The following is a 25492-nucleotide window of genomic DNA, read 5'->3' as shown; positions in this document are numbered from 1 at the left end:
GACCGGTGTGGTCCGCACCACTAACGTCGTGGACGTGACAGCCGTAATCGCTACCGAAGCCCTGAGCATGCGGTTCCCCCGGGTGACCGCGCTTGACCGGCTCACGTTGGACATCGGACCCGGTGTGACCGGGCTGGTGGGTTCCAACGGAGCCGGCAAGTCCACACTGATCAAGATCCTGCTGGGTCTCTCCCCCGCCACCGAAGGCCGGGCCGCGGTGCTCGGGCTCGACGTCGCGACCAGCGGCGCCGCCATCCGGGAACGGGTGGGGTACATGCCCGAGCACGACTGCCTGCCGCCGGACGTCTCGGCGACCGAGTTCGTCGTGCACATGGCCCGCATGTCGGGGCTGCCGCCCACGGCCGCCCGCGAACGCACCGCCGACACCCTGCGCCACGTCGGCCTCTACGAGGAGCGCTACCGCCCCATCGGCGGCTACTCGACCGGCATGAAGCAGCGGGTGAAGCTCGCCCAGGCCCTCGTCCACGACCCCCAGCTGGTCCTGCTCGACGAGCCGACCAACGGGCTGGACCCGGTAGGCCGGGACGAGATGCTCGGCCTCATCCGCCGTGTCCACACCGACTTCGGCATCTCCGTCCTGGTGACCTCGCACCTCCTGGGCGAGCTGGAACGCACCTGCGACCACGTCGTCGTCATCGACGGCGGCACGCTCCTGCGCTCCAGCTCCACCAGCGACTTCACCCAGACCACGGCGACCCTCGCGGTCGAGGTGACCGACAGCGACACCCACCCCGACGGCACGGGCGCCCTGCGCAAGGTCCTCACCGACGCCGGGGTCGCGCTCGTCGGCCACGACGGGATCGACACGGAGGGGCTGCCGGGGGCGGGCCACATCCTGTTGATCGAGGCGGACGGCGAGGAGACCTACGACCTGGTCCGCGACAGCGTCGCCGGGCTCGGACTCGGCCTGGTCCGCATGGAACAGCGCCGCCACCACATCGCCGAGGTCTTCCGTACCGAACAGGGCGGGGCCCACCCGGCCGCCGCCCCGGCCGCCGCCGGAGCCGTGCACCCCTCCGCGCAGCAGGTCGTCCAGCAGAAGGGAAGCGGCCGCGATGAGCGCTGAGACCAAGGCCGCGGCCGGGCGCGACGCCTCCCGGATCCACAACATCGGCTACCGCTCCTACGACGGGCCCCGGCTCGGCCGGGCCTACGCCCGCCGCTCCCTGTTCTCGCAGACCCTGCGGGGCTCCTACGGACTGGGCCGTTCCGCCAAGTCCAAAGTGCTGCCCATGCTGCTGTTCGGCGTGATGGCGCTGGTCGCGGCGATCCTGGTGGCCGTCTCCATGGCCGCGCCGAACGCCAGCAAGCTGGTGGTCGAGTACACGTCGTACGCGATCTACCTCCAGGCCGTCATCGGACTCTTCATCGCCGCGCAGGCGCCGCAGGCGGTCTCCAGGGACCTCCGCTTCAAGACCGTCCCCCTGTACTTCTCGCGGCCGATCGAACGCACCGACTACGTGCTGGCGAAGTTCGCCGCCACCGCCGCCGCGCTCTTCATCCTCACCGGCGCGCCGCTGCTCATCCTCTACGCGGGTTCTCTGCTCGCGAAGTTCGACTTCGCCGATCAGACCAAGTGGTTCGCCCAGGGACTGGTGTCGGTGGCGCTGCTCTCCGTGCTGTTCGCCGGACTCGGCCTCGTGATGGCCGCCCTCACCCCCCGGCGCGGCTTCGGCGTCGCCGCGGTGATCGCCCTGCTGACCATCACCTACGGGGCCGTCTCCACGGTCCAGGCCATCGCGTGGGAGACCGGGTCGACCGGGGCCGTGCAGTGGCTCGGCCTCTTCTCGCCGATCACGCTGGTCGACGGCGTCCAGACCGCGTTCCTCGGCGCCACCTCCGCCTTCCCCGGAGGGGAGGGCCCGGGAGCCGGTACCGGAGTGGTCTACCTGATCGTTGTTCTCGCGCTCGTCGCCGGCTCGTACGCCGTCCTGATGCGCCGCTACCGGAGGGCCGGGCTGTGACCACCATCGAGATCGACCACACTTCGCGCTGGTTCGGCAACGTGGTCGCCGTCAACGACGTCTCCATGACCGTGGGGCCCGGTGTCACCGGCCTCCTCGGCCCGAACGGAGCCGGGAAGTCCACCCTCATCAACATGATGGGCGGATTCCTCGCCCCCTCGACGGGGAAGGTCACGCTCGACGGCCGGCAGATCTGGCGCAACGAGGCCGTCTACAAGGAGATCGGCATCGTCCCCGAGCGGGAGGCGATGTACGACTTCCTCACCGGCGAGGAGTTCGTCGTCGCCAACGCCGAACTCCAGGGGCTGGGCGGGGCGGAGGCGCGGAAGGCGCTCGCCACGGTCGAGATGGAGTACGCGCAGGACCGCAAGATCTCCACGTACAGTAAGGGCATGCGCCAGCGCGTGAAGATGGCGTCCGCCCTGGTCCACCAGCCCTCGGTGCTGCTCCTGGACGAGCCGTTCAACGGGATGGACCCGCGTCAGCGGATGCAGCTCATGGAGTTGCTGCGGCGGATGGGCGACGAGGGGCGCACGGTCCTGTTCTCCTCCCACATCCTCGAAGAGGTCGAGCAGTTGGCCTCCCACATCGAGGTGATCGTGGCGGGCCGGCACGCCGCGTCCGGCGACTTCAGGAAGATCCGCCGGCTGATGACGGACCGGCCGCACCGCTACCTGGTGCGCTCCAGCGACGACCGGGCCCTCGCGGCCGCGCTCATCGCCGACCCGTCCACGGCGGGCATCGAGGTCGACCTCACCGAGAAGGCGCTGCGCATCCAGGCCGTCGACTTCGGACGGTTCACCGAACTGCTGCCGAGGGTGGCCCGGGAGCAGGGCATCCGGCTGCTCACCGTCTCACCGTCCGACGAGTCCCTCGAATCGGTCTTTTCCTACCTCGTAGCGGCCTGAGTAGCGGCCTGAAAGGAGCTGTGCACCGTCATGTACGACCCCACAGTCGCCCGGCTCACCTACCGGGCCCTGCTCGGCCGGCGCCGGGCCGCCATCCTGTTCGTCCTCCCCGCGCTGCTGCTGGTCATCGCCGCGGCCGTGCGGATGTTCGCCGGAGCCGATGACCAGATCGCCTCGAACGTCCTCGGCGGCTTCGCCCTCGCCACGATGGTGCCGTTGATCGGCGTGATCGCGGGCACCGGGGCGATCGGCCCCGAGATCGACGACGGCTCGATCGTCTACCTGCTCGCCAAGCCGGTGAAACGGCCCACGATCATCTTCACCAAGCTGATCGTGGCCATCGCGGTGACCATGGTGTTCTCCGCGCTGCCGACGCTTCTGGCGGGCCTGATCCTGAACGGCAACGGCCAGCAGATCGCCGTCGCCTACACGATCGCGGCGCTGGTCGCCTCGATCGCGTACAGCGCCCTGTTCCTGCTGCTCGGCACCGTCAGCCGGCACGCGGTCGTCCTCGGCCTGGTCTACGCGCTGGTCTGGGAGGCCCTGTTCGGCAGCCTGGTGGCCGGGGCGCGGACGCTCAGCGTCCAGCAGTGGGCCCTGGCGGTCGCCCAGAAGACGGCGGGCGACGGCGCGGTGGCCTCGGAGGTCGGCCTGCCGCTCGCCACGGCCCTGCTGGCCGCGGTGACGGTCGCCGCCACCTGGTACGCGGGTCAGAAGCTGCGGGCGTTGAAGCTGGCGGGCGAGGAGTGAGGACGCGCGGCTGAGAGCCGCTGCCCCGGACGCGCCGCTGGGCGCGCGAGCACAGGACGGCCCCCGCCCGGGGACAGGACGGGGGCCGTCCGCCGTGCGGCCCCGGGTGACGTCGTGGCCACCGGGTCGTTGGGCAGGGTGCGTGGAGGCAACTGGAATCCGTGGCGTCGTAGCGATCGTGACATCGGGGAATGCCGGCACCGGGTGAGGCCCAGCCCACCGGACCGGTCATCGAGTGAGTGGCAACCGTGAGCGTCCTCCACCCCTGAAGCCCGGGGTGTGGGCCGTCCTCGTCATTCCCTGCTCCCTCGTAGTTCCCTCGTACGAAAGGCACACCCATGCCCACGGAAGTCGCCCTGCTCGAATCGCGCGCGCTGCGCGGGGAGCAGATGGGGCGCGTCGACGTCCTCGACAAAGTGAGGAGCCTGGTCATGCTCCCGGACGGAATTCACGTTCGCACAGGGGACGTGGCCCGTTACTTCGAAGTATCCACAGAGGCCGTGAAGAAGGTGACCCAGCGGCACCGCGCGGAAGTCACGGAGAACGGACTCGTCTTGTTGCGCGGTGCTGAGCTGCGGCTTTTCCATAGGGACATGTTGTCCCTATGGGAGGGAGCGGGGAGGGAAAGTTATCCACAGGCTGCCACGCAGCTGACCCTCTACACCCGCCGCACCGTCCTCAACATCGCCATGCTGCTTCGCGACAGCGACATCGCCCGCTGTGTGCGGACGTACCTCCTGGACGCCGAGGAGCCGTTGCGTAAGCGGTACGCCTCCCTCGACCAGCGCGTCACCCGCATCGAAAGCCGCCTCTCCGGGGTGGGCAGCGCGCTGCAGGAGCTGGGGCCGGTGCTGGCGCGGATGTCGGAGCGGCTCGACAGCCTCGACCGGAAGGTGGAGCTGACGCACCAGGTGGTCGGGGCGATGAGCGTGCGGCTGGCGGACGTCCAGCAGGACGTCGTGCGCCTCGACGGACGGCTGGACGGTTTCGCCCGGCAGATGAAGGACCTGCGCCGCCGTGGCGAGAGGCGCGGGCAGCACGGACAGCGGTAGGGAACGGCGGCCCGGCACCGCGGGTCGCGGTGCCGGGCCGCCGGCGCGCTGCACGGGGGCGGGCGCTCCGCCGCGAGGGCTACCGCGCGGACTGCACGGATGCCGAGCGGAGCAGTTCCTCCAGCACCACCGCGATGCCGTCGTCCTCGTTGGAGGCGGTGATCTCGTGGGCGACGGCCTTCAGGTCGTCGTGGGCGTTGGCCATGGCCACGCCGTGGCGGGCCCAGCCGAACATCGGGATGTCGTTGGGCATGTCGCCGAAGGCGATCGTGTCGGCCGCCTTCACCCCGAGCCGGCGGGCGGCCAGCGAGAGGCCGGTCGCCTTGCTGAGGCCCAGCGGCAGGAGCTCGACCACGCCGGGCCCGGCCATGACCACGTCGACCAGACTGCCCACGGCCGCCCTCGCGGCGGAGGCCAGCGCGTCGTCGTCCAGCTCCGCGTGCTGGAGGTAGACCTTGTTGAGCGGGGCGGTCCACATCTCCGCGGCGTCCTCCACGAAGACGTACGGCAGCGGCCCCTCCTGCACCCGGTAGCCGGGGCCCACGAGCACCTCGCCGTCCAGACCGTCGCGGCCGGCCGCCAGGTGCAGGGGGCCGACCTCCGCCTCGATCTTGGCCAGCGCGAGACCGGCGAGCTGCCGGTCCAGGGTCAGCGAGGTCAGCAGCTTGTGCTCGCCCGCGTGGTAGACCTGCGCACCCTGGCCGCAGACGGCGAGCCCCTCGTACCCGAGGTCGTCCAGGATGTGCCGGGTCCAGGGCACCGCCCGTCCGGTGACGACGATGTGCGCGGCGCCGGCCGCGGTGGCGGCGGCCAGGGCCTCGCGGGTGCGCCCGGAGACCGTTCCGTCCCCGCGCAGCAGCGTGCCGTCGAGGTCGGTCGCGACGAGCTTGTAGGGGAAGGTCACGTGGCGACCGGTTCCAGGACCTCGCGCCCGCCCAGGTAGGGGCGGAGCATCTCGGGCACGCGGACCGAGCCGTCGGCGAGCTGGTGGTTCTCCAGGATCGCCACGATCGTGCGCGGTACGGCGCAGAGCGTGCCGTTCAGCGTGGCCAGCGGCTGGACCTTCTTGCCCTCGCGCATCCGGACGGACAGGCGGCGGGCCTGGAAGCCGTCGCAGTTCGACGCGGAGGTCAGCTCCCGGTACTTGCCCTGGGTGGGGATCCACGCCTCGCAGTCGAACTTCCGCGAGGCCGAGGCCCCGAGGTCGCCGGTGGCGACGTCGATCACCTGGAAGGGCAGCTCCAGGCCGGTGAGCCACTGCTTCTCCCACTCCAGGAGCCTGCGGTGCTCGGTCTCGGCGTCCGCCGGGTCGACGTACGAGAACATCTCGACCTTGTCGAACTGGTGGACGCGGAAGATGCCGCGGGTGTCCTTGCCGTACGTGCCGGCCTCGCGGCGGAAGCACGGCGAGAACCCGGCGTACCGCAGGGGCAGCTTCTCCGCGTCGATGATCTCGTCCATGTGGTACGCGGCGAGCGGGACCTCGGAGGTGCCGACCAGGTAGTAGTCGTCCTTCTCCAGGTGGTACACGTTCTCCGCGGCCTGTCCGAGGAAGCCGGTGCCCTCCATGGCGCGCGGGCGGACCAGCGCCGGGGTCAGCATCGGGACGAAGCCGGCCTCGGTGGCCTGCGCGATCGCCGCGTTGACGAGGGCCAGCTCCAGGAGCGCGCCGACGCCGGTGAGGTAGTAGAACCGCGAACCGGAGACCTTCGCTCCGCGTTCCATGTCGATGGCGCCCAGCGCCTCGCCGAGCTCCAGGTGGTCCTTGGGCTCGAAGCCCTCGGCGCCGAAGTCGCGGATGGTGCCGTGGGTCTCCAGGACGACGAAGTCCTCCTCGCCGCCGACCGGCACGTCCTCGTGGACGATGTTGCCGAGCTGGAGCAGCAGCCGCTTGGCCTCCGCGTCGGCCTCGTCCTGGGCGGCGTCGGCCGCCCTGACCTCGGCCTTGAGCTGTTCGGCCTTCTTGAGGAGTTCGGCGCGCTCCTCCGGGGTGGCCTTGGGGATCAGCTTGCCGAGCGACTTCTGCTCGGCGCGGAGTTCGTCGAAGCGGACGCCGGACGACCTGCGCAGCTCGTCGGCGGAGAGCAGGGCGTCGACGAGGTCGACGTCCTCTCCACGGGCGCGCTGGGAGGCGCGAACACGGTCGGGGTCCTCACGGAGCAGGCGAAGGTCAATCACCCCACCAGGCTACCGGTGCGCGGTTCTCGCCCTCGAACCGATATCACCGAGCGTGTCCCTATGGGCGAATTGCCAGAAATGACATTTATGAGGGTAATTGTCACTTCTCTCCGGGCGGGATTTCGGCGGTGGCGGCGATGTCGGCGAGGGGAGGGGGTCGATAATCGCCGCCAACTCCTCCGAACCGGGCGGAAGGCGTGATCCGTGTGGGCCTACCGGCGGGGAGGGGACGGGAGTTGGGGCGGGGCGGGCGTCGGAGGCGGGGCGGGCGTTGTTGTCCACAGGGGGGCGGTGCCGGAATAGTTATCCACAGGCTGTGTGGAAGTTCTGTGGATGCCGGAGGGCCTTGTGCCGGCACTCGGCCGAAGTGCCGCCGAATCCCCGTCAAACCTGTTCTGTACGCTCGTTCGGGTGGGAATTCGTCGCCGCAAAGGGGTGATCGGCCATATGTGGGCGATGTGGAGGACGCGTGACGCCTTGTTCCGCCTCGTACCCCTGTGGGCCACTCCAGAGGCGCTGGGGTGATTTGTCGATGATGTCGCGCGGGAGTGTCGACTTGTCCCCAGGCGGAGAGTCCGGCCTGTGGATAACTCTTTCGCTCGCGTGACGATCCGCAGCCCACCGCGGGATACCGCTCGGGGAGGCCGCCCCGGAAGCGTGGGGTGTGCCGGGGCCCGCTCGCTTTGCCGTCAGACCCGGCCGTCCTGGCAGCGTGCCAGCCAGTCGGACGCCTCCGTGAACGACGCGTCCGACGTCCCCGCCCGCAGCGGCCGTGCCTCGCCCGGGGAGGCGTCCGCCCGCGGGTACGAGCCGAGGAACCGCACGTTCGGGCTGATCCGCTTCAGCCCCATCAGGGCCTCCCCGACCCGCCGGTCCGCGATGTGCCCCTCCGCGTCCACGGCGAAGCGGTAGTTGCCGATGCCCTCGCCGGTCGGCCGGGACTGGATCAGCATCAGGTTGACGCCGCGCACGGCGAACTCCTGGAGGAGCTCCAGCAGCGCGCCGGGGTGGTCCTCCTTCATGGAGATCACCACGGAGGTCTTGTCCGCGCCGGTCGGGGAGGAGGGCCGGGCGGGGCGGCCCACCAGGACGAAGCGGGTCTGCGCGTTCTCCGCGTCGTGGATCTCCGTCACCAGCGGTTCCAGGCCGTAGGTGACGGCGGCGAACTCCCCCGCGAAAGCGGCGTCGTAGCGCCCCTCCTGGACCAGCCGGGCACCGTCCGCGTTGGAGGCCGCCGACTCCCACACGGCCCCCGGGAGGTGGGCCGCCAGCCAGTTGCGCACCTGCGGCTGGGCGGCCGGGTGGGCGGTGACCGTCTTGATGTCCGACAGCGCGGTACCGGGCCGTACCAGCAGCGCGAAGGTGATGGAGAGCAGCACCTCGCGGTAGATCATCAGCGGTTCTCCGCCGGCCAGTTCGTCCAGCGTCGCGGTGATGCCGCCCTCGACGGAGTTCTCGATCGGCACGAGCGCCGCCGCCGCCTCGCCGCTGCGCACGGCGTCCAGGGCGGCCGGCACGGACACCATCGGGACGAGTTCCCGGGTGGCTGCCTCCGGGAGCATACGGAGGGCGACTTCGGTGAAAGTGCCTTCGGGGCCGAGGTAGGCGTAGCGCGTGGCTGACATGTGTTCAGCCTAATGTGCCCTCCGAGGTCCGCCAGGCCGTCCCGGAATACGGGCGCCGGGGCCCGGCCGGGCCCGGAAGCGCCTGCTCCGCTCAGGGGCAGGAGCGCGAGGCAGGGACAGGGGCAGAGGCGCGAGGCAGGGGCGTACGCGGGCCGACGAAGCGCTCCGACGCGCCCCCGCCGACCGGCCCGGCCGGTGGACGTGCCCCCACCGGCCGTCTCCGCTACGACTCCAGGAGCCGCTGACCCACGTACTCGCCCTCCGCCGCCCCGCCCGGCACCGCGAACACGCCGCTCGCCTCGTGCCGGAGGAACGGAGACAGCGCGTCGCCCCGGTCGAGCTTGCGCTGCACCGGCACGAAGCCCCGGAACGGGTCCGCCTGCCAGCAGATGAAGAGGAGACCCGCGTCCGGAGCGCCGTCCTCCGCGATGCCGTCGTGGTACGAGAACGGACGGCGCAGCATGGCGGCCCCGCCGTTCTCCCCGGGCGAGGAGATCCGGGCGTGCGCGTTGCCGGGGATCACCGGCCTGCCGTCCGGACCCGCCTTCTCGAGGTCCATCTCCGTGGTCTCGGACCCCCCGCTCAGAGGCGCTCCGTCCGCCTTGCGCCGCCCGATGACCCGCTCCTGGTGCTCCACCGGAAGCTTCTCCCAGTCATCCAGGAGCATCCTGATCCGGCGGAAGACGGCGTACGACCCCCCTTCCATCCACTCCTGCGGCTCGCCGGGGGAGGCGGGGACGAAGACGCGCCGGTCGAAGTCCTCGTCGGTCGGCTTCGGGTTGCCGGTGCCGTCGATCTGGCCCATCAGATTGCGGGCGGTCATCGGCCGGGCGGTGGCGCCGGGGGAGCGGTTGAAACCGTTCATCTGCCACCGCACCCGGGCCGTGCCCTCGGCCTCCTTCTGGAGCGCCCGCAGCGCGTGGAAGGCGACCAGGGCGTCGTCCGCGCCGATCTGCACCCACAGGTCGCCGCCTGAACGCCTGGCGTCGAGGGCGTCGGCGGAGAACGCCGGCAGCGGGTCGAGCGCGGCGGGCAGGCGGTCGCCCAGACCGGTGCGCGCGAAGAACGTACGGCCGAATCCGAAGGTGACGGTCAGGGAAGACGGGCCCGCGTCCAACGCGACCCCGGTGTCGTGGCCGGGACCGTCCGGCGCGCCCGCCGCGGGGCGGCCCGCCATCAGCTCCTTCGCCGCCGCGGACCAGCGGCGCAGCAGCGCCGTCGCCTCCTTGCGCCCCGCTCCCGCCACCAGGTCGAAGGCGACGAGATGGCCCCGGGCCTGAAGCGGAGTGGTGATCCCCGGCTGATGTTTCCCGTGAAACATCGCCTCGGTCGCCCCGACCGTCGTCAACGCGGCCGGTCCCTCCGGCCGGGTGGCGGCGTACCCGAGGGCCCCGCCCCCGGCCCCCAGGACCAACCCCGCCGCGCCCGCCGCGCCCGCCGCGCCCGCTGTGCCCAGCAGCCGCCGCCGGGACAGGGCGGCGCCGCCACCCGTTCCGCCGCCGTCCGTACCGCCGTCGCCCGAGGGACCGGTGCGGCCTGCGCCACCCCCGGTGCTCTCCGCGACGACCGTCGTGGCGGCTCCGGAGGCCCTGGCCGGAGTCTGCTTCCTGGTCTTGCCCACCGTGCTCAGCCGATCTTCGTCTTGGTCGTGCTCACCGTGCTCAGCCGATCCTCATCCTGTCGGCGCCCCCGGGGGTCAGCCGATCTCCACGTTCTCGTCGATGGTGACCTGGTCGATGTCCGAGGTCCGTACCGTCACGTCGATCTTCCACTCCCCGGCCATCGGGATCTGCACCCCGCTCGCCGACCAGTGCCCCTCGGCCAACCGGTCCGGGACGACCGGCAGCGGGCCGATGTCCTTCGCCTCCAGGGTCAGGGCCAGCTTCAGCTCGGGGACGTCCATCGGCTCGCCGCCGCTGCCGTCGATCCACACGTGCAGGTCGTTGGAGCCGGTGCGGCCGGGTTCGAGGTCGATGCGGAGGGTGCCCTTGCCGTTCCGGCCGCCGGTGTCGAACGGCATGCTCAGATTGACCGGGCCCGCGGCCGCCGGCGCGGACGCCCCGGGGGAGCCGGCGGCGGCCTCCTCCTCCGTACGGCCCGGTTCGGTGGACGTCAGCAGGGTGGTGACGGCCAGCAGGACGACGGCTACGGCGGCCTCGGCCAGAACCGAGCGGCGCAGTCCGGAACGCTCGGGGTCGGCATCCCGTATCCGCTTCTCCTTCGTCGCGGTCAGGGCGGCCCGCTGACGGGCCAGCTGCGCGGCACGTTCGGGATCGGCCTCCGGGGCTTCCACCGCCCCCGCCCCCGGCTCCTCGGTCTCCTCCGCGTCCCGCGGCGGGGAGGCGGCCTCCGCCGGGTCCGTCAGCCGCCCCGTCCAGCGCCGGGAGAACCAGGCGACCGTGAGCAGCACCCCGATCAGCGCCACCTTGATGATCAGCAGCTGCCCGTACCGGGTTCCGGTCAGCGCCGACCAGGAGCCGACCTGCCGCCAGGACTGGTAGATCCCGGTCGCCGCCAGCACCACGACGCTGCCGAACGCGACCGACGAGAAGCGCCGGACCGCGGCGCTCCCGATGTCCGGGGTCTGGTACAGGGCCACCAGGAGCGAGACCAGCCCGCCCAGCCAGGCGGCGACGGCCAGCAGATGCAGGACGTCCACCGGCATGGCGATGTCCGCCTGGATGCCGGTCGAGGCGTGCTCGGACATCGCCCAGGTCGCGGCGAGGCCCGCCGCGACCACCCCGCCGCCGACCGCCAGCCCGAAGGTGAGGTCCTTCTTCTCCCCCGCGTCCTCGCGCCGGGCGTACGTGCCGAACAGGACGGCGATGAACAGCGCGGCGGCCCCGAGCAGCAGCAGCCGGGAGACGAGCGCCGCGCCGGGCTTGGTCTCCAGTACGTCCTGGAGCCCGGCGAGGTCGAAGGCGTCGGCGAACTTCCCGCTCCCGGTGTACGGGCTGCGCAGCAGCAGCATGGCCAGGGTCGCGGCGGTCAGCGTGAGCCAGCCGCGGACCACGACCCGCTGCATCGGCAGGGCGGACGCGCCGCCCCGCCAGCAGACCAGGACGAACGCGCTGCCGCCGACGAGCAGGACGAACCCGCCGTACGCCGCGTAGCGCGCGACGGCGTAGGCGACGCCGACCGGTCCGTCGCCCGTCTGCTGCGAGGACAGGGCGACCGTGGTCTCGGAGGGGGCGCCGATGGAGAACGTGAAGGCGCCGGAGATCGGGTGGCTGTCGGCGGAGATCGCCTGCCAGGCCACGGTGTAGGTGCCGTCCGGCAGCCCGGAGTGCAGGGAGACGCCGTAGCGGACGGTGGAACCCTCGGACAGGTCCTTCGGCCCGGCCCCGGTGTCGGCGCGCTCGCCCCGGGGGTCGAGGACCCGGATGGAGTCGTCGCCCACGGCGATCGCCTCGGAGAAGCTGAGGGTGACCTCCTGGGGCGCGGTGTCCACCACCGCCCCGTCCTGCGGATCGCTCCCGGTGAGGGCGGCGTGCGCGGACGCCGGGCCCGCGCCGGCCAGCAGCAGCCCGAAGACCAGGCCGGCCAGTGCGGCGAGGAACGCGGCGGCGGCGACGGCCCGGCGTATCGGGGGCGGTCCGGCGTACGGGGCGGTGGCAGACATCGGCTCAGTCCCTCACTGCTTCTTCGGGTTGTGGGTGGTTTCCTTCACCGGCAGGTCGACCGTGATGGGGCCGGCCTTCTCGAAGTGCAGCTCGACGGAGACCTTCTCGCCCTGCTTGGGCTTCTGCTTGAGCTTCATGAACATGATGTGGTTGCCACCGCGTTCGAGGTCGAGCTCGCCGCCCGCGGGCACCTCGAACGAGGAGACCTTCCGCATCTTCCGGTCCTTCGTCTCGTGGATCGTGACGTCGTCGGAGAGCGGACTGGTCACCGAGGTGAGCCGGTCCCCGGCGTCGCCCTTGTTCTGGACGACGAGGAACCCGGCGGCCATGTCGCTGACGGGCTGCGGCAGATAGGCGCCGACGACCTCCAGATCCGGTTCGCCCGTCGACGAGCACCCCGCCAGGCCAAGCCCCGCGGCGAGCGCCAGGACGCCGGCGAGGGCCGTACGGGGGTTCACGGCGCCTCCCCCTTGATCAGCTTGGGGAGGTCCTCGGTGTACTCCTCGGCGCTGGTGTCCTCGCCGTACAGCACATACCCCTCGTCCGTCTTCGGGGAGAACGCGATCACCTGGGCGCCGTGCATCGAGACGACGGTGCCGTCCTTCTCCTTCTTCGGCGCGTCGATGCCGATGCCGATCTGCCGCGCCCCGGCCTGGATGGTCGGGAAGTCGCCGGTGAGACCGGTGAAGGAGGGGTCCTGGGCGGAGAGCCACTTGCCGAGCGAGGCGGGGGTGTCGCGCTCGGGGTCGGTGGTGACGAAGACGACCTGGAGCTTCTCCTGGTCGGCCTTGGGCAGCTCCCGCTTGGCGAGGGAGATGTTGCTCATGGTCAGCGGGCAGACGTCGGGGCAGTTGGTGTAGCCGAAGTAGATGAGCGTCGGCTTGCCCTTGGTCGCCTCACGGAGGTCGTACTCCTTGCCGCGGGTGTCGGTGAGGACGAGGTTCGGCTTGGTGAACGGCTGGTCGAGAACGGTCGCGGCCTTGGTCTTCGGCGCGGCGCTGACGTCGGCGATGGACGAGGAGTCCGCCTTGTCGTCACCGGTACCGCAGGCGGAGAGGGCCAGTGCGGCCGCGGCGGCGAACGCCGCGGCCGTCACTGCTTTTCTGTTGCGCATGGAAGAGACGTCCTGAACGTGGTGCGGGTGAGGGGAGCGGCCGGTCAGGCCGAGCGGCGACGGCCCGCGAGGACGCCGAACGCGACCCCCGCGATACCGATGACGATGCCGATGATGCCCAGGGTGCGGGCGGTGGTGTCGCTGGAGGAGGACGCGGCGGTGCTGCTCTTCCCGGCCGGCGCGTCGGAGTCGGCGGCCTTGTGGTCGTCGCCCTTGCCGGCGTCGCCGGCCGCGCCGCCGTGGCCGTCCTCGGCCGCGGCGGTCAGCTTCAGGACCGGGGCCGGGCTGTCGGGCTCGTCGCCGCCCGCCTCGGGCTCCTCGATCCAGCGGACGACTTCCTTGTTGTCGTACGTCTGGATCGCCTTGAAGACGAGCTGGTCGGCGTCCTCGGGCAGCGCGCCCACCGAGACCGGGAACTGCTGGAAGTAGCCGGGGGCGATCTCGCCGTCGTCCGCGGTCCAGGTCACCTTGGAGACGGCCTCGGTGATCTTCTTGCCGTGGACGTCCAGCGGCTTGTCGAGCTTGCTCTTGTCGATCGTGATCTTCCAGCCGGGCACGGCCTGCGGGGTGACGGAGGAGAGCGGGTGGTCGGCCGGGAAGTTCACCTCGACCTTCACGGTCGAGGCCTGGTCGCGCTCGTTGGGGACCTTGAAGTTGAGCGTGGCGTAACCGCCCTTGGCGGCCTCGCCCACCGGCTGGACGCTCACGTGGGCGGCGGCCGGGCCGGCGACCAGCAGGACGGTGGACGCGGCGACGCCGCCGGCGAGGGCGATGCGGGAAAGCTTCATGGCAGGAATCTCCACAGGAAACGGGTGATCCGGCGCGCGGATGCGCGGCGGCGGCACGACACCTCGTGGCGCGGTTCCGTACGGGAGCGCGTGCGCGCGGGTGCGCACGGACGGCCCGCGGGGCCCGGTGGAGGCGTCGCGTCAGGCTGCGAGGGCGTACGGGGCCGGCGGCCCGCGCCTGATCACCAGATGCTGCAGGGGATCCCCGGGCGTCGGCAGGGGGACGTCGTCGAACGGGCGCGGCATGCGCGGCCCGGCCATGATCAGTTCCCGCTCCCCGGCCCGCAGCGCGCGGACGAGGGCGAGCGCGGCCCGCAGGGAGCGCAGCCGGGCTCCGGCGGCCAGCGCCTGGGCGCCGTGGGCGGAGAGCCGGGCCAGTCCGAAGAGGGCGATCTCGCCGCGCCGCAGCAGCCAGCCGGTGGCGAGCGCGGCGAGGACGTGGACCAGCAGCATCGGCAGGCCCGGCAGCATCGAGGTGACCGCGGCGCAGACCTGCGCGAAGCCGGAGGCGCCGTCGGGGCCCGCCGCCGCGGCGGCCCGGGCCGCTCCGGCGCCGCCTGCCGCGAGGTGGTCGTGGGCTCCCGGGAGCGTCGAGGGGTCGATGGCCGCGGAGGAGACGATGCGGTGGGCGTCGGCCGCGTTCAGCCCCGCGGGCCCTTCACCGCACACGAGTCCGGCGGCGAACCGGATGAGCGGACCGTCGCCGCCCGTGCCCCCGGAAGCGGCCGGGGCGCCGCTGTGGCCGCCGTACGCGAAGAGTCCGTGCAGGAGAACCTGGCCACCGGCCAGCGCCCCCGCGATCGAGGGAAGGGACCGCTCCCGCCCGGCGAGGACCGCGGAGGCCCCGAAGACACCGAGGAACGCGGCGAGCAGGGTCCACCCGGGCACCGCCGTCCGGGCCGCGAACGCGTGCCCGGCGGCGGACAGCACGACGCAGACCGCGGTGAACACCGCGGCCCTCATGAGCCGCAGACCGGCTCCGGCGCGTGCGAGAGGCGTGGACATGGCGGAGACATCATCGCACTGCGATCCCCACGGCCGTACGGCAGGTCCGGAAGATCAGCTTCCGTCCCCAACCGGGCTTGTTTCGCCCGTTCGCGGGGGATGTACGGACCGGGGGCGCGTTCCCGGGCACCGGAACGCGCCCCCGGTGACCTGCGGCCGGGCCGGTTCATACACCGGGCGGCCGGATATCCGCATCCGCCGAACGAGGGCTCCGCCGTCCGATCCGTGCTTACGAAGTGCCGAGTGCGGCAATACGTATCGATACGTCGAGCCGCAGCCAGGAGGCTGGAAGATGAGCATCTGGTGGTCTCTCCATTTGCGGCGCGAAGCTGCGAGCGTTCCGCTCGCCCGTCGTTTTCTGCTCGGCACCATGGAAACCGCCGGGGTGGATCCGGACATCTCCTTCGACCTGTCGCTCGCGCTCAGCGAGGCCTGTGCGAACGCCGTCGAACACGGCGGCTCCCGCACGGTTCTCGGAGAGCCGGGGGACTCCGGGTACGCACGCCCCGCCCCGGACTCCGGGCAGTACCGGGTCACGGCCTATCTGGACGGCGAGAAGTGCCGTATCGAGGTCAGCGACTCCGGGCCGGGCTTCCCCGCCCGGCGCGCGCTTCGCCCAGCCGCGCGTCACGAACAGCACGAGCACCCCGCCCACCACGAGCGTCCCGAGGATCCGCAGGACGCGGGGAGCGCGGAGCACCGCGACCGGCAGTCCCCGCGGCCCGCGCCCTCCTCCCGGGACGCGGAGGCCGAGAGCGGTCGGGGCCTCAACCTGATCGAACAGCTCTCGGACCACGTCCAGTTCGGCAACCGGCCGGGCCGGGGCGCGGTGGTCAGCTTCGACAAGATCCTGAAATGGCGCGAGGGCGCGCTGCTCACGGCGTAGTGAGCGGCGCGCCCCGGCGCGTGTCCTGCGGGAAGGACCGGCCCCGCATGCCGTGCCCGCCACGGCAGGGACCGGCCCTCACGTGCCGGGCGAGGACGCTCAGCCCTTCAGGCGCGCCATCCAGGCCTCGACCTCGTCCGCCTGGCGGGGCAGCGCGGCGGAGAGGTTCCGGTTGCCGTCCTCGGTGACGAGGATGTCGTCCTCGATCCGGACGCCGATGCCCCGGTACTCCTCCGGCACGGTCAGGTCGTCGGCCTGGAAGTAGAGGCCGGGCTCGACCGTGAGGCAGACGCCCGGCTCCAGCGTGCCGTTGACGTACGTCTCGGTACGCGCGGCGGCGCAGTCGTGGACGTCCATGCCGAGCATGTGGCCGGTGCCGTGGAGGGTCCAGCGGCGCTGGAGGCCCAGCTCCAGCACCTTGTCCACCGACAGGTCGCCGAGCAGGCCCCACTCGACGAGCTTCTCGGCGAGCACGCGCTGCGCCGCGTCGTGGAAGTCGCGGTAGTCGGCGCCCGGCTTCACGGCGGCGATGCCCGCCTCCTGGGCCTCGTACACCGCGTCGTAGATCTTGCGCTGGAGCGGCGAGAACGTGCCGTTGATCGGCAGGGTGCGCGTCACGTCGGCGGTGTAGAGGTCGTTGGTCTCGACCCCGGCGTCCAGGAGCAGCAGCTCGCCCGCGCGGACCGCGCCGTCGTTGCGCACCCAGTGCAGGGTGGTGGCGTGCGGGCCGGCGGCGCAGATCGAGCCGTAGCCGATGTCGTTGCCCTCGATGCGGGCGCGCAGGAAGAACGTGCCCTCGATGAAGCGCTCGCTGGTGGCCTCGGCCTTGTCCAGGCTCTTGACGACGTCCTCGAAGCCGCGCGCGGTGGCGTCGCAGGCCTTCTGCAGCTCGGCGATCTCGAAGGCGTCCTTCACCAGGCGGGCCTCGGAGAGGTGGACGCGCAACTCCTCGTCGCGCTCCGCGGTGACCTTGTCGGTCAGGGCGGCCTCGACGGCGGCGTCGTGGCCGCGCACGACGCGGACCGGGCCGGTGGCCTCGGCCAGCGCGGGGGGCAGCTCGCGGACGTCCTTGGCGGGGATGCCCAGCAGCTGCTCGGCCTCGGCGAGGGAGTTGCGGCGGCCGACCCACAGCTCGCCCTGGCCGTCGAGCCAGAACTCGCCGTTCTCCCGGTTGGAGCGCGGCAGCAGGTAGACCGTCGCCTCGTGGCCGCTGTCACCCGTCGGCTCCAGGACGAGCACGCCGTCCTGGGTCTGGTCGCCGGTGAGGTACGCGTACTCGGTGGAGGCGCGGAAGGCGTACTCGGTGTCGTTGGAGCGGGTCTTCAGGTTGCCCGCGGGGACGACTAGGCGCTCGCCGGGGAAGCGGGCGGAGAGCGCGGCCCGCCGGGCGGCGGTGTGCTCGGCCTGGGCGATCGGCTGCAGGCCGTGCAGTTCCGTGTCGGCCCAGCCCGACTTCATGTTCTCGGCGAGCTCGTCGGAGACGGCCGGGTACAGGCCGTTCTTCCGCTGCTTGACCTTCTCCGCCTCGTTTCCCTCGGTCTCCTGCTCCGGGTTCTCCGGGATGAGCTCCTCAGACACGATTTGTCTCTCCTTGGTACGACACTGGGCCGGCACCCATCGTACGGGCGTACGGAAGGGGGCACAGGGCCGAAGGGCCTCTTACCGGGGAGAGGGCCGCCGGGGCGGTCGGCGGGTCACTCGAAGTGGGCGGCGAGGATCACGACGTCCTCGGCCGAGTCGCTCCGGTCGAGGCCGTCGGGGAGCATGGCGCGCAGGACGTGGTCGGCGACGGCCGCCGGATCGTGCCGCTCGGCCTTCGGCACGGAGGCGGCGGCGGAGTGCAGCCGGGCGAAGGCGCGGTCCATGGGATCCCCGGTGCGGCGCAGCAGCCCGTCCGTGCAGAGCAGCACCGTTTCGCCGGGGGCGGGGCTGAACTCCACGCTCGGCGCCTCCCAGCAGGCGAGCATCCCCAACGGGGCGGAGAGCGCCGTCTCGACGAACTCGCAGCGCCGGTCGCCCAGCACCAGCGGCGGAGTGTGCCCGGCCCCGGCCAGGACCACTTTGCGGGCGGCGGGCTCGCAGTAGGCGAAGAGGGCGGTCGCGGTCCGCGCGGGTTCGGTGAGGCGCAGCAGCAGTTCCAGGTCGGAGAGGACGGCGACGGGGTCCTCGCCCTCCATCACGGCGTACGCCCGGAGGCCGGCGCGCAGTCGGCCCATGGCGGCCACGGCGCTCGGCCCGGACCCGCCCGCGGAACCGACGGCGAGGCCGAGCGTCCGGTCGGGCAGCGGCAGCGCGTCGTACCAGTCGCCGCCGCCCCGGGGGCCGGTGCGGTGCCGGGCGGCGAGCCGCACGCCGGGGACCCGGGGCAGCCGGCTGGGCAGCAGTTCCTCGGCGACGGCGGCGACGTCGGCGCGAGCGCGCTCCAGCTCGATCAGGCGGGCCAGGTGCTCGGTCGCGTAGCGGGCGTAGAGGCCGGCGAGGTGGCGCTGCTTCTGCGCGGGCTCGGCCGGTTCGTCGTAGAGCCAGAGCGCCGCGCCGATCCGGCCGGCCCCCTCGGAGGAGAGCGGAAGGGCGTAGCTCGCGGCGTAGCCGAGCCGGACGGCGACCTCGCGGTGGCGCGGGTCCAGGCCCTCCTCCCCGAACAGGTCGGGGCTGGTGATCCCGTTGGTGGTGCCGGGCAGCCCGTCGAGCGCCCGGCCGAGGGCGGTGGCCGCGCGCGGCACGGTTTCGAGGTGCCCCAGATCCGCTCGGCCGAGCCCCAGGGCCCGGGTGGTGGCGGGGCCCCCGCCGTTCGCCGGTTCCAGAACGAGAAGCCCGCGGCGGGCGCCGACGAGGGCGGCCCCGGCGTGCAACAGCTCGTTCATGGCGTCGTCGAGCGTGCTCGTCCCGGCCAGCCGCTCGGTGAGTTCGTGCAGAGTCGTGAGGTCCGAGACCCAGCCCGCCAGCCGGTCCTGGATGAACGCTCCGGGCGGGCTCGGAACCTCGGTCAGAGGTGCGGCAGTGTGCGTTGAAACCGGAACTTCTGGATCGATTCCAGCCACTTTCGGCAGGTGTGGGGCGCTCATGGCAGCCAGCTTTCCGACTGGTGCGATTCGTCGAATAGCATCGCAAACCCCCATGTGATTCTGCGCCGCTATCAATGCATCCACATGTACACGTACAAGTAACCCGATGTCCAGCATTGTCCGTTTGGAGAACCGGGCGATTCGCGCCCTCCCAGTGTGAGTTAACTTGGCTGAAAAGTGCACCCTCCGAACGTCATTTGCGATCGACTGGGGCTGCTCAACCGCGGTACCTCCGGGGCGCACATCGCCGGAGGAGCGTCATTCCGGGCATGCTGGGTACGTAAACGGTGTCGCCCGGGTGCGGTGGTGTTCGACCAGGAACCCGGCAGCGGGTCCAGGCGTCCTCACCCGTGACGACGAAGCCCCGTTCCGGACGGCGGGGTTCGCACCAGGGACGGCAGGCGAGGCCCGGACCACCCTCGCCCGGCGATCGCCGGCCCGGCTCGACCCGCACGACGTCGCCGGGGCGGCACGGCTCCGCTCGGTCGCTTCGACCCCGTCCGGTTCGACTCCGCTCGACTCTGCTCGGTTCGTCTCCGAACCCGGTTCGTCCCGGGCAGGGGTTCCGCCCCCGCTTCACCCAGATCGGTTCTATTCGGACCGGTTCCACTCGGCTCGGCGCGGCTCACGCACGGTAGGACGGCACATCTGTACCGCGGAACCGATGAGCACGTACGCACAGCGAAGAGATACGCACGTGGTGTCACCTACGCGTGGTGTCATGTGGACTCGGCGTTCAACGGAAAGGAACGAGCGCTCATGCGCGAGATCCTCGGAAGGCGACGCAGGCTCCGGCGCAAGGAGGGGACCGCTCGGCTGGACGCGGCTCTGACCTGCGCCACCGTATGGCAATGGCCGGTCCTGCCCGGAGCGGGGACGGCTCGGAGCGAGCCGTCCGGCGAGGGCGGCGGCCTCGGCTGCGCCTGCCCCGAACCCGACTGCGCCGTACCGGGCGCACACCCCCTCGACCCCGGCCTGCTGGCGGCCACCACGGACGAGCGCATGGTGCGCTGGTGGTGGACCAACCGCCCCGCCGCCCCCCTCCTGCTGGCGACCGGCGGAGGCGCGCCCTGCGCGGTGAGCCTGCCCGCCGTCGCCGGGGCCGGAGCGCTGAGCGTCCTCGACGCCCTCGGCATGCGGCTCGGGCCGGTCGTGGCGACGCCCACCCGGTGGTCGCTGCTGGTGGCCCCGTACACCCTGGAGCGGCTCGGCGAACTGCTGTACGCGAAGGACTGGGTGCCCAGCTCGCTCCGGTTCCACGGTGAGGGCGGCTACCTCGTCCTGCCGCCGTCCCGGACCGGCACGGGCCAGGTCCGCTGGGAACGGCCCCCCGCGCGGCCCGGCGCCCCCGCCGGCGGCCCGGTGCTCCGGAGCCGGACGAAGGGCGCGGCGCCCGCGGCGCCCTGGCTGCCGGACGTCGAAGCGGTCCTGGACGCTCTGGTCGAGGCGAGCACGGGCGCTCCGGGAGGGGGAAGCCGGCTGGCGTACTGACCGGGGGCGCCCGTCCGGGAACTGACCGGCCGTCAGAAAGGCTTCGGACGAAGGCTTCTGAGAGGGCGCCCGGAGGGGCGGGGTCCGCACACCCGGAGAGGGCACGGGAGGCGGATCGCAGCCGGAAAAGAGGACGCCCGATCGCTGGCGACGGGGGATGCACCAGCGACCGGGCTTTTAGAACCGTAACAAGAGATCTGCTGTTCGCAAATTCGATCTCGCCTGTAGGGACGCCGATTTACTTACGGGTACGGCGAGTTGTGACGCGGGTCACCGTCCGGGGCGTCCGGTGGGCACGGTCAGCTGAGGGTCACCTGGCGGTTGGTGAGGCCGCCCCGGGCCCGGCGCTCCTCGGCGGTGAGCGGCGTGTCGGACGCCAGGGCGTTCTTCAGCCGCTCGGCGAACTCGACGGCGGGCTTCTCGCACGCCTCGGCGCCCATCGAGCTCGGCAGGTCCCAGACGGGGACCACGAGCCCGTGCGCCCGGAACGACCCGACCAGACGGGTGTCGTCGCCGAGCGAGGAGGCGCCCGCCGCGTGCAGCCGGGCGAGCGCGTCGAGGAGCTGCTCCTCGGGGTGCGGCATGACCCAGCGCAGGTGGTTCTTCTCCGGGGTCTCGCACCAGTACGCGGCGTCGACGCCGGACAGCCGCGTCGTCGGGATCGCGGCGGCGTTCGCGCGCTCCAGCGAGGCCGCCACCTCCGGCGCGGCGTTCTCCGCGTCCGGCACCCAGAACTCGAACCCGGTGTGCACGACCGGCTCGAAGGCTGCGTCCGCGGAGAGGAGGTCCTGGAGGCGCGGGCCGTCGGCCGGTACGCGGCGGGCGGCGACCGGGGAGCCGGGCTCGGCCTCCAGCGCACGCTGCAGGGTGTCCGCGAGGTCGCGGCTGAGGTCGCCGGACGAGGTGTCGTTCTGCAGGGCGAGCAGGACGGAGCCGTCGTCACGGCGCAGCGCGGGCCAGGCCATCGGCAGGACCGTCGCCAGCGTCACCGACGGGACCCCCTCGGGCAGTCCGCCCACGAGGGTGAGCCCGACCGTGGCGGCGGGCACCAACTCGCGCAGCGCGACCCAGTCGCACTCGCCCGCGAGCCCCTCGAAGGGGCGGTGGACCAGTTCGGTCACGGCCTGGGCGGCGGCGCGTCCGTGACACGCCTTGTAACGGCGGCCCGATCCGCACGGGCAGGGCTCGCGGGCCCCGACGACCGGGATCTCACCGTCCTTGAGCTGCGGCTTCCCGGCCTTGGACTGAGGGCGCTTCTTGGCCATGGTGGGCGTTCTCCCGATTGCGACAGTGCGGACTCGGCGCGAGCCTAGCCGCCCGGGGGGCCCGCCCGTCCCCCACGCCTTCGGGCCGTCCCCACGGGGCCGGCTCACGCGGCCGCCCGTGCTGACCCGGCACGCCCTTCTCCCGCGCGTCCGCGAGCCCCGGCCCGAACGGTCCGCGCGGGCTCAGCTCGCGTCGTCGAAGACGTCGGAGAAGTCCAGGCCCTCGAAACCGGTGAGCCCGCCGGCGCCGTGGGCGCCGACCCCGTTCGTACCGGCGCCGTTCGCGCGGAGGCCCTTCGTGCCGGGGGCAGTGTCGCCCCTGTCCCCGAGCGGCTTCTCCGAGGCGACCAGGGCCCAGACGGTGACCTCGCCGGGCGCGTCGTCCCGTACGCCCCACTCCTGGGCCAGGGCGCTGATGATGTTGAGCCCTCGGCCGCCGCGCGCCGTGACCGAAGGGGTGGCCGGAACCGGACGGGTCGGGCCCCCGCCGTCCGTGACCTCCACGGTGAGGGCCCCGGCGGGGTCCACCCGCCACGCGGCGCGGATGTCCCCGTCACCGACGTCGGCGTGCCGCCCCAGGGGCCTGCCGTGCCGACAGGCGTTGCTGAGAAGTTCGGAAAGGATCAGGACAGCGTCGTCGACGACCGCGTCCGACACCCCGTTGCAGCGCAACTGCTCGCGCATCCGGTGTCGTGCCTGCCCCACGCCGGCAGGGCCATGAGGAATGGCCATGCTCGACGACGCGGGCACCTCGTGTGCCACCACCAACGCCACCCCCGAGACCTCCTTTGCCCCATGCCACGGGTTGGATGCCCCACCGAGCGGGGCCGGAAACCGGCCAACCCGTTACCGGTGACGCACTCGTGACGAATGACCGCGTAGCGAGTGCGCCGGGGCACAACCCGTAACGTCCGAGGTCGGGAGCGTGAGAGGCGTTTCCGGGGCCGTCATGCGTACGGAACGCGACCCAGTTGGGACAGGACCTGCTTGGGGCGGTTGGTGATGATCGCCTCGACGCCGAGGTCGGCGCACAGGTCGACGTCGGCCGGTTCGTTCACGGTCCACACGTGCACCCGGTGGCCCGCGCGGTGCAGCCGTTCGATGTATCCGGGGTGGCTGCGCACGATCCGCATGCCGGGCCCCGCGATCCGGGAACCGGCGGGCAGCCGTCCGTCGCGCATGCGGGGCGAGACGAACTGCATCAGATAGACCGTGGGCAGCGCGGGCGCGGCCGCCTGGACGCGGTGGAGGGAGCGGGCGGAGAAGCTCATGACGCGGACGGGCGAGGGCTCCCCGGCGGGCGGGGCGTCCAGTCCGAACCGCTTCAGCAGCCGCAGGAGCCGTTCCTCGACCTGCCCGGCCCAGCGGGTGGGGTGCTTCGTCTCGATGGCCAGGTGAAGCCGCCGCCCGGTCGCCCGCACGTCGGTGAACAGCTCCAGGAGCCGTTCCAGGGTGAGTACGGAGGTGAGTTCGCCCGGAACCGGATCCCAGTCGGGCGACTCCTCGCGGTCCTTCCAGGAACCGAAGTCGAGGGCGGCGAGGTCGGCGAGCTCCAGGGCCGACACGGCGCCGCGCCCGTTGGACGTGCGGTTCACTCTTCGGTCGTGGACGCAGACGAGATGGCCGTCGGCGGTGAGCCGGACATCGCATTCCAGAGCGTCGGCACCGTCCTCGATCGCCTTGCGGTAGGCGGCCAGGGTGTGCTCGGGGGCGTCGTCGGAGGCCCCGCGGTGGGCGATGACCTGGATGGAGGTGCGCGCGGTGCGCTGCCGTGCGTGGGTCACCCGGGCCATGGTGTCACCGCCGGGGGAACGGCTGAGCCCATGTCACCCTGGAGGTCTGTTTTGTCTGATGTAAAGATTGGTGTGCGGATGCACAGGTCCTGCTTACAGTGGCCCGACGGGTCGTGGGAAAAGCTGACCGCAGACACGTGCACAGCGGATTTCTTGCCGAACGCCGACTGGATGCCGAGTGGAACCGAGGAGTAGAGAGCTGTGAGCACCGAGAACGAGGGCAACGAGGACAACGCGGCACCGAACGTGCCGTCCGTTCCGTCCGCACCTCCCGTGCCGGCCGACGCTCCCGTGCCGCCGGCTCCGGCGGGCCCGGCCCCGGGCGCCGCACCCGAGCCCGCCGCGACGGCGCACGACGCGGCGCAGGACACCGCGGGCCTTCCCGCGCGCGACGCGGGCGCGCCGGACGCCGCCCCGCCCGCCCCCGGCGGGGGAACCCCGGCCCCGGCAGCTCCGGCGTACGCCGAAGCGCCGCGCCACGACCCCACGCACCAGGGCGCCCCGGCGTACCCAGGAGGTCCGGCGCCTCAGGGGGCTCCGGCGCACGGGGCCCCGGCCGCCGCACCCGCGTACGCCCAGGGCGCCCACCCGACGCCGTCCCAGCCTCCCCAGCCGTCCCACGGCTCCCCCTACGGAGCGGCGCCCGACCTCCCCGCGGGCGCCGCCTCCTGGCCTCCGCCCCCGCCCGCCGTGCCGTCGTACGCCGGCGGGAACGCGGGGCACGCGTCCGGCGGGTCCGGCCACGGCGGCGGCCACGGTCCGGTCTGGGGCGCCCCCGTCCCGCCCGGTCCCGAGTCCCCGGACCGCAGGGGCGGCAAGAGCCGCGCGGGCGGCCTGGTGGCGGCCGTCGCGGTGGCGGCGCTCGTGGCGGGCGGCGTCGGCGGCGCCCTCGGCTTCTGGGCGGCCGACCGCAACGGCGGCGGCTCCTCCGGCAGTTCGACCACGGTCTCGGCCTCGGACACCCCCAAGGACCTGAAGCGTCCGGCGGGCACGGTGGCCGGGGTCGCGGCGAAGGCGCTCCCCAGCGTGGTCACCATCGACGCCCAGGGCGGCGACGGCGAGGGCGGCACGGGCACCGGCTTCGTGTACGACAAGGAAGGCCACATCCTCACCAACAACCACGTGGTGGCCTCCGCCGCGGAGTCCGGCGAACTGTCGGCGACCTTCTCGGACGGCAAGAAGTACGCGGCCGAGGTGGTCGGCCGGGCGCAGGGGTACGACGTGGCCGTCCTGAAGCTCAAGAGCCCGCCGTCGGGTCTGACGCCTCTCCCGCTGGGCAACTCGGAGGGCGTCGCGGTCGGCGACTCGACGATCGCGATCGGCGCGCCCTTCGGCCTCTCCAACACGGTCACCACCGGCATCATCAGCGCGAAGAACCGCCCGGTGGCCTCGGGGGACGGCCAGAGCAACAAGAACTCGTACATGAGCGCCCTGCAGACGGACGCCTCGATCAACCCGGGCAACTCCGGCGGCCCGCTGCTGGACGCGACGGGCGCGGTCATCGGCATCAACTCCGCGATCCAGTCGACGGGCGGCGGCCTCGGCCAGTCCCAGGCGGGCTCCATCGGCCTCGGCTTCGCGATCCCGATCAACCAGGCCAAGAACGTCGCCGAACAGCTGATCAAGACGGGCAAGCCGGTCTACCCGGTGATCGGGGCGACGGTCTCGATGGAGGAGAAGACGGGCGGCGCGGCCATCTCCGCCGAGGGCGCGGGCGGCACCCCGGCCGTCACCCCGAACGGCCCGGCGGCCAAGGCGGGCCTCAAGGGAGGCGACGTGATCACCAAGTTCAACGACACCGTGATCGACAGCGGCCCGACCCTGATCGGCGAGATCTGGACCCGCAAGCCGGGCGAGAAGGTGACCCTGACGTACGAGCGCGACGGCAAGGAGGCCACGGCCGAAGTCACCCTGGGCCAGCGCGAGGGCGACAGCTGACCGGGCGGGGACGTTCCGCGCGTCGG

At 72.4% G+C, this 25492-nt stretch carries 22 protein-coding genes; 8 read left to right on the top strand and 14 right to left on the bottom strand.

Annotation, left to right across the window (positions count from 1 at the left end; all coding sequences use genetic code 11):
- Window positions 1-67 precede the first annotated feature (67 nt).
- From AMK24_RS12545 to AMK24_RS12525, 5 genes are all read left to right on the top strand, one after another.
- Window positions 68-1087, top strand: coding sequence for an ABC transporter ATP-binding protein (locus tag AMK24_RS12545; RefSeq protein WP_073768102.1), 1020 nt, complete (start codon window positions 68-70; stop codon window positions 1085-1087).
- Entirely contained in the window at window positions 1077-1985 is a 909-nt protein-coding gene (locus AMK24_RS12540; protein ID WP_073768100.1) for an ABC transporter permease subunit, read from the top strand. The genes AMK24_RS12545 and AMK24_RS12540 overlap by 11 nt, the downstream gene beginning before the upstream one ends.
- A complete protein-coding gene (locus AMK24_RS12535; RefSeq protein ID WP_073768098.1) occupies window positions 1982-2893 on the top strand; it encodes an ABC transporter ATP-binding protein in 912 nt (303 codons plus the stop codon). The genes AMK24_RS12540 and AMK24_RS12535 overlap by 4 nt, the downstream gene beginning before the upstream one ends.
- Before the next feature lie 30 nt (window positions 2894-2923).
- Entirely contained in the window at window positions 2924-3643 is a 720-nt protein-coding gene (locus tag AMK24_RS12530) for an ABC transporter permease (protein ID WP_073768096.1), read from the top strand.
- A gap of 338 nt (window positions 3644-3981) precedes the next feature.
- Window positions 3982-4695, top strand: a complete 714-nt coding sequence (locus AMK24_RS12525; protein WP_073768094.1) for a hypothetical protein — start codon at window positions 3982-3984, stop codon at window positions 4693-4695.
- Window positions 4696-4774: 79 nt separating this feature from the next.
- Here AMK24_RS12525 and AMK24_RS12520 read toward each other — a convergent pair whose 3' ends face one another.
- The 9 genes from AMK24_RS12520 to AMK24_RS12480 all read right to left on the bottom strand — a co-directional run bounded on the left by AMK24_RS12520 (window position 4775) and on the right by AMK24_RS12480 (window position 15028).
- Window positions 4775-5599, bottom strand: a complete 825-nt coding sequence (locus AMK24_RS12520) for an HAD family hydrolase (protein ID WP_073768092.1) — start codon at window positions 5597-5599, stop codon at window positions 4775-4777.
- On the bottom strand, window positions 5596-6873 hold the full coding sequence (gene serS / locus AMK24_RS12515; RefSeq protein WP_073768090.1) for a serine--tRNA ligase: 1278 nt from the start codon (window positions 6871-6873) through the stop codon (window positions 5596-5598). Before serS ends, AMK24_RS12520 begins: the two co-directional genes overlap by 4 nt.
- 689 nt (window positions 6874-7562) lie before the next feature.
- Window positions 7563-8498 (bottom strand): prephenate dehydratase, encoded by a 936-nt coding sequence (pheA, locus tag AMK24_RS12510; RefSeq protein WP_073768088.1) that lies wholly within the window; start codon window positions 8496-8498, stop codon window positions 7563-7565.
- Between the two features lie 223 nt (window positions 8499-8721).
- The gene (gene efeB / locus AMK24_RS12505) at window positions 8722-10119 is read right to left on the bottom strand and encodes an iron uptake transporter deferrochelatase/peroxidase subunit (RefSeq protein WP_384579596.1); all 1398 of its coding nucleotides are present in this window, start codon (window positions 10117-10119) and stop codon (window positions 8722-8724) included.
- 75 nt (window positions 10120-10194) lie between these two features.
- Window positions 10195-12120 (bottom strand): copper resistance CopC/CopD family protein, encoded by a 1926-nt coding sequence (locus AMK24_RS12500; RefSeq protein ID WP_073768086.1) that lies wholly within the window; start codon window positions 12118-12120, stop codon window positions 10195-10197.
- 12 nt (window positions 12121-12132) lie between these two features.
- Window positions 12133-12579: a copper chaperone PCu(A)C gene (locus AMK24_RS12495; protein ID WP_073768084.1), complete on the bottom strand. Its 447-nt coding sequence runs from the start codon at window positions 12577-12579 to the stop codon at window positions 12133-12135.
- Window positions 12576-13235, bottom strand: coding sequence for an SCO family protein (locus tag AMK24_RS12490; protein WP_073768082.1), 660 nt, complete (start codon window positions 13233-13235; stop codon window positions 12576-12578). Before AMK24_RS12490 ends, AMK24_RS12495 begins: the two co-directional genes overlap by 4 nt.
- A 44-nt stretch (window positions 13236-13279) precedes the next feature.
- Window positions 13280-14023, bottom strand: a complete 744-nt coding sequence (locus tag AMK24_RS12485; RefSeq protein ID WP_073768080.1) for a YcnI family copper-binding membrane protein — start codon at window positions 14021-14023, stop codon at window positions 13280-13282.
- A 141-nt stretch (window positions 14024-14164) separates the two neighbouring features.
- Window positions 14165-15028, bottom strand: coding sequence for a hypothetical protein (locus AMK24_RS12480; protein WP_073768078.1), 864 nt, complete (start codon window positions 15026-15028; stop codon window positions 14165-14167).
- 292 nt (window positions 15029-15320) lie between these two features.
- Here AMK24_RS12480 and AMK24_RS12475 point away from each other — a divergent pair, with 292 nt between their 5' ends.
- On the top strand, window positions 15321-15914 hold the full coding sequence (locus tag AMK24_RS12475; RefSeq protein WP_073768076.1) for an ATP-binding protein: 594 nt from the start codon (window positions 15321-15323) through the stop codon (window positions 15912-15914).
- Between the two features lie 99 nt (window positions 15915-16013).
- On the opposite strand, the gene AMK24_RS12470 is transcribed toward AMK24_RS12475, so the two are convergent.
- The gene (locus tag AMK24_RS12470) at window positions 16014-17492 is read right to left on the bottom strand and encodes an aminopeptidase P family protein (protein ID WP_073768074.1); all 1479 of its coding nucleotides are present in this window, start codon (window positions 17490-17492) and stop codon (window positions 16014-16016) included.
- A 116-nt stretch (window positions 17493-17608) separates the two neighbouring features.
- Window positions 17609-19096, bottom strand: a complete 1488-nt coding sequence (locus AMK24_RS12465; protein ID WP_199876423.1) for a PP2C family protein-serine/threonine phosphatase — start codon at window positions 19094-19096, stop codon at window positions 17609-17611.
- A gap of 642 nt (window positions 19097-19738) precedes the next feature.
- Here AMK24_RS12465 and AMK24_RS12460 point away from each other — a divergent pair.
- The gene (locus tag AMK24_RS12460; protein ID WP_073768070.1) at window positions 19739-20470 is read left to right on the top strand and encodes a bifunctional DNA primase/polymerase; all 732 of its coding nucleotides are present in this window, start codon (window positions 19739-19741) and stop codon (window positions 20468-20470) included.
- Between the two features lie 299 nt (window positions 20471-20769).
- Here AMK24_RS12460 and AMK24_RS12455 read toward each other — a convergent pair whose 3' ends face one another.
- The 3 genes from AMK24_RS12455 to AMK24_RS12445 all read right to left on the bottom strand — a co-directional run bounded on the left by AMK24_RS12455 (window position 20770) and on the right by AMK24_RS12445 (window position 23528).
- Complete coding sequence (locus tag AMK24_RS12455; protein ID WP_073768068.1) at window positions 20770-21735, bottom strand: DUF5926 family protein; 966 nt, start codon at window positions 21733-21735, stop codon at window positions 20770-20772.
- A gap of 183 nt (window positions 21736-21918) precedes the next feature.
- On the bottom strand, window positions 21919-22509 hold the full coding sequence (locus AMK24_RS12450; protein WP_199876422.1) for an ATP-binding protein: 591 nt from the start codon (window positions 22507-22509) through the stop codon (window positions 21919-21921).
- A 173-nt stretch (window positions 22510-22682) separates the two neighbouring features.
- The gene (locus tag AMK24_RS12445; protein ID WP_199876421.1) at window positions 22683-23528 is read right to left on the bottom strand and encodes a glycerophosphodiester phosphodiesterase; all 846 of its coding nucleotides are present in this window, start codon (window positions 23526-23528) and stop codon (window positions 22683-22685) included.
- Between the two features lie 201 nt (window positions 23529-23729).
- On the opposite strand from AMK24_RS12445, the gene AMK24_RS12440 reads away from it, so the two are divergent.
- Window positions 23730-25466 carry a S1C family serine protease gene (locus AMK24_RS12440; protein ID WP_073768066.1) on the top strand — a complete coding sequence of 579 codons (1737 nt, stop codon included), beginning with the start codon at window positions 23730-23732 and terminating at the stop codon, window positions 25464-25466.
- Window positions 25467-25492: the final 26 nt, after the last annotated feature.

Source organism: Streptomyces sp. CB02366, assembly GCF_001905905.1.
Lineage (GTDB): Bacteria > Actinomycetota > Actinomycetes > Streptomycetales > Streptomycetaceae > Streptomyces.
The sequence above is the reverse complement of the archived record's forward strand: the minus strand, read 5'-3'. Positions and strand labels throughout refer to the sequence as shown.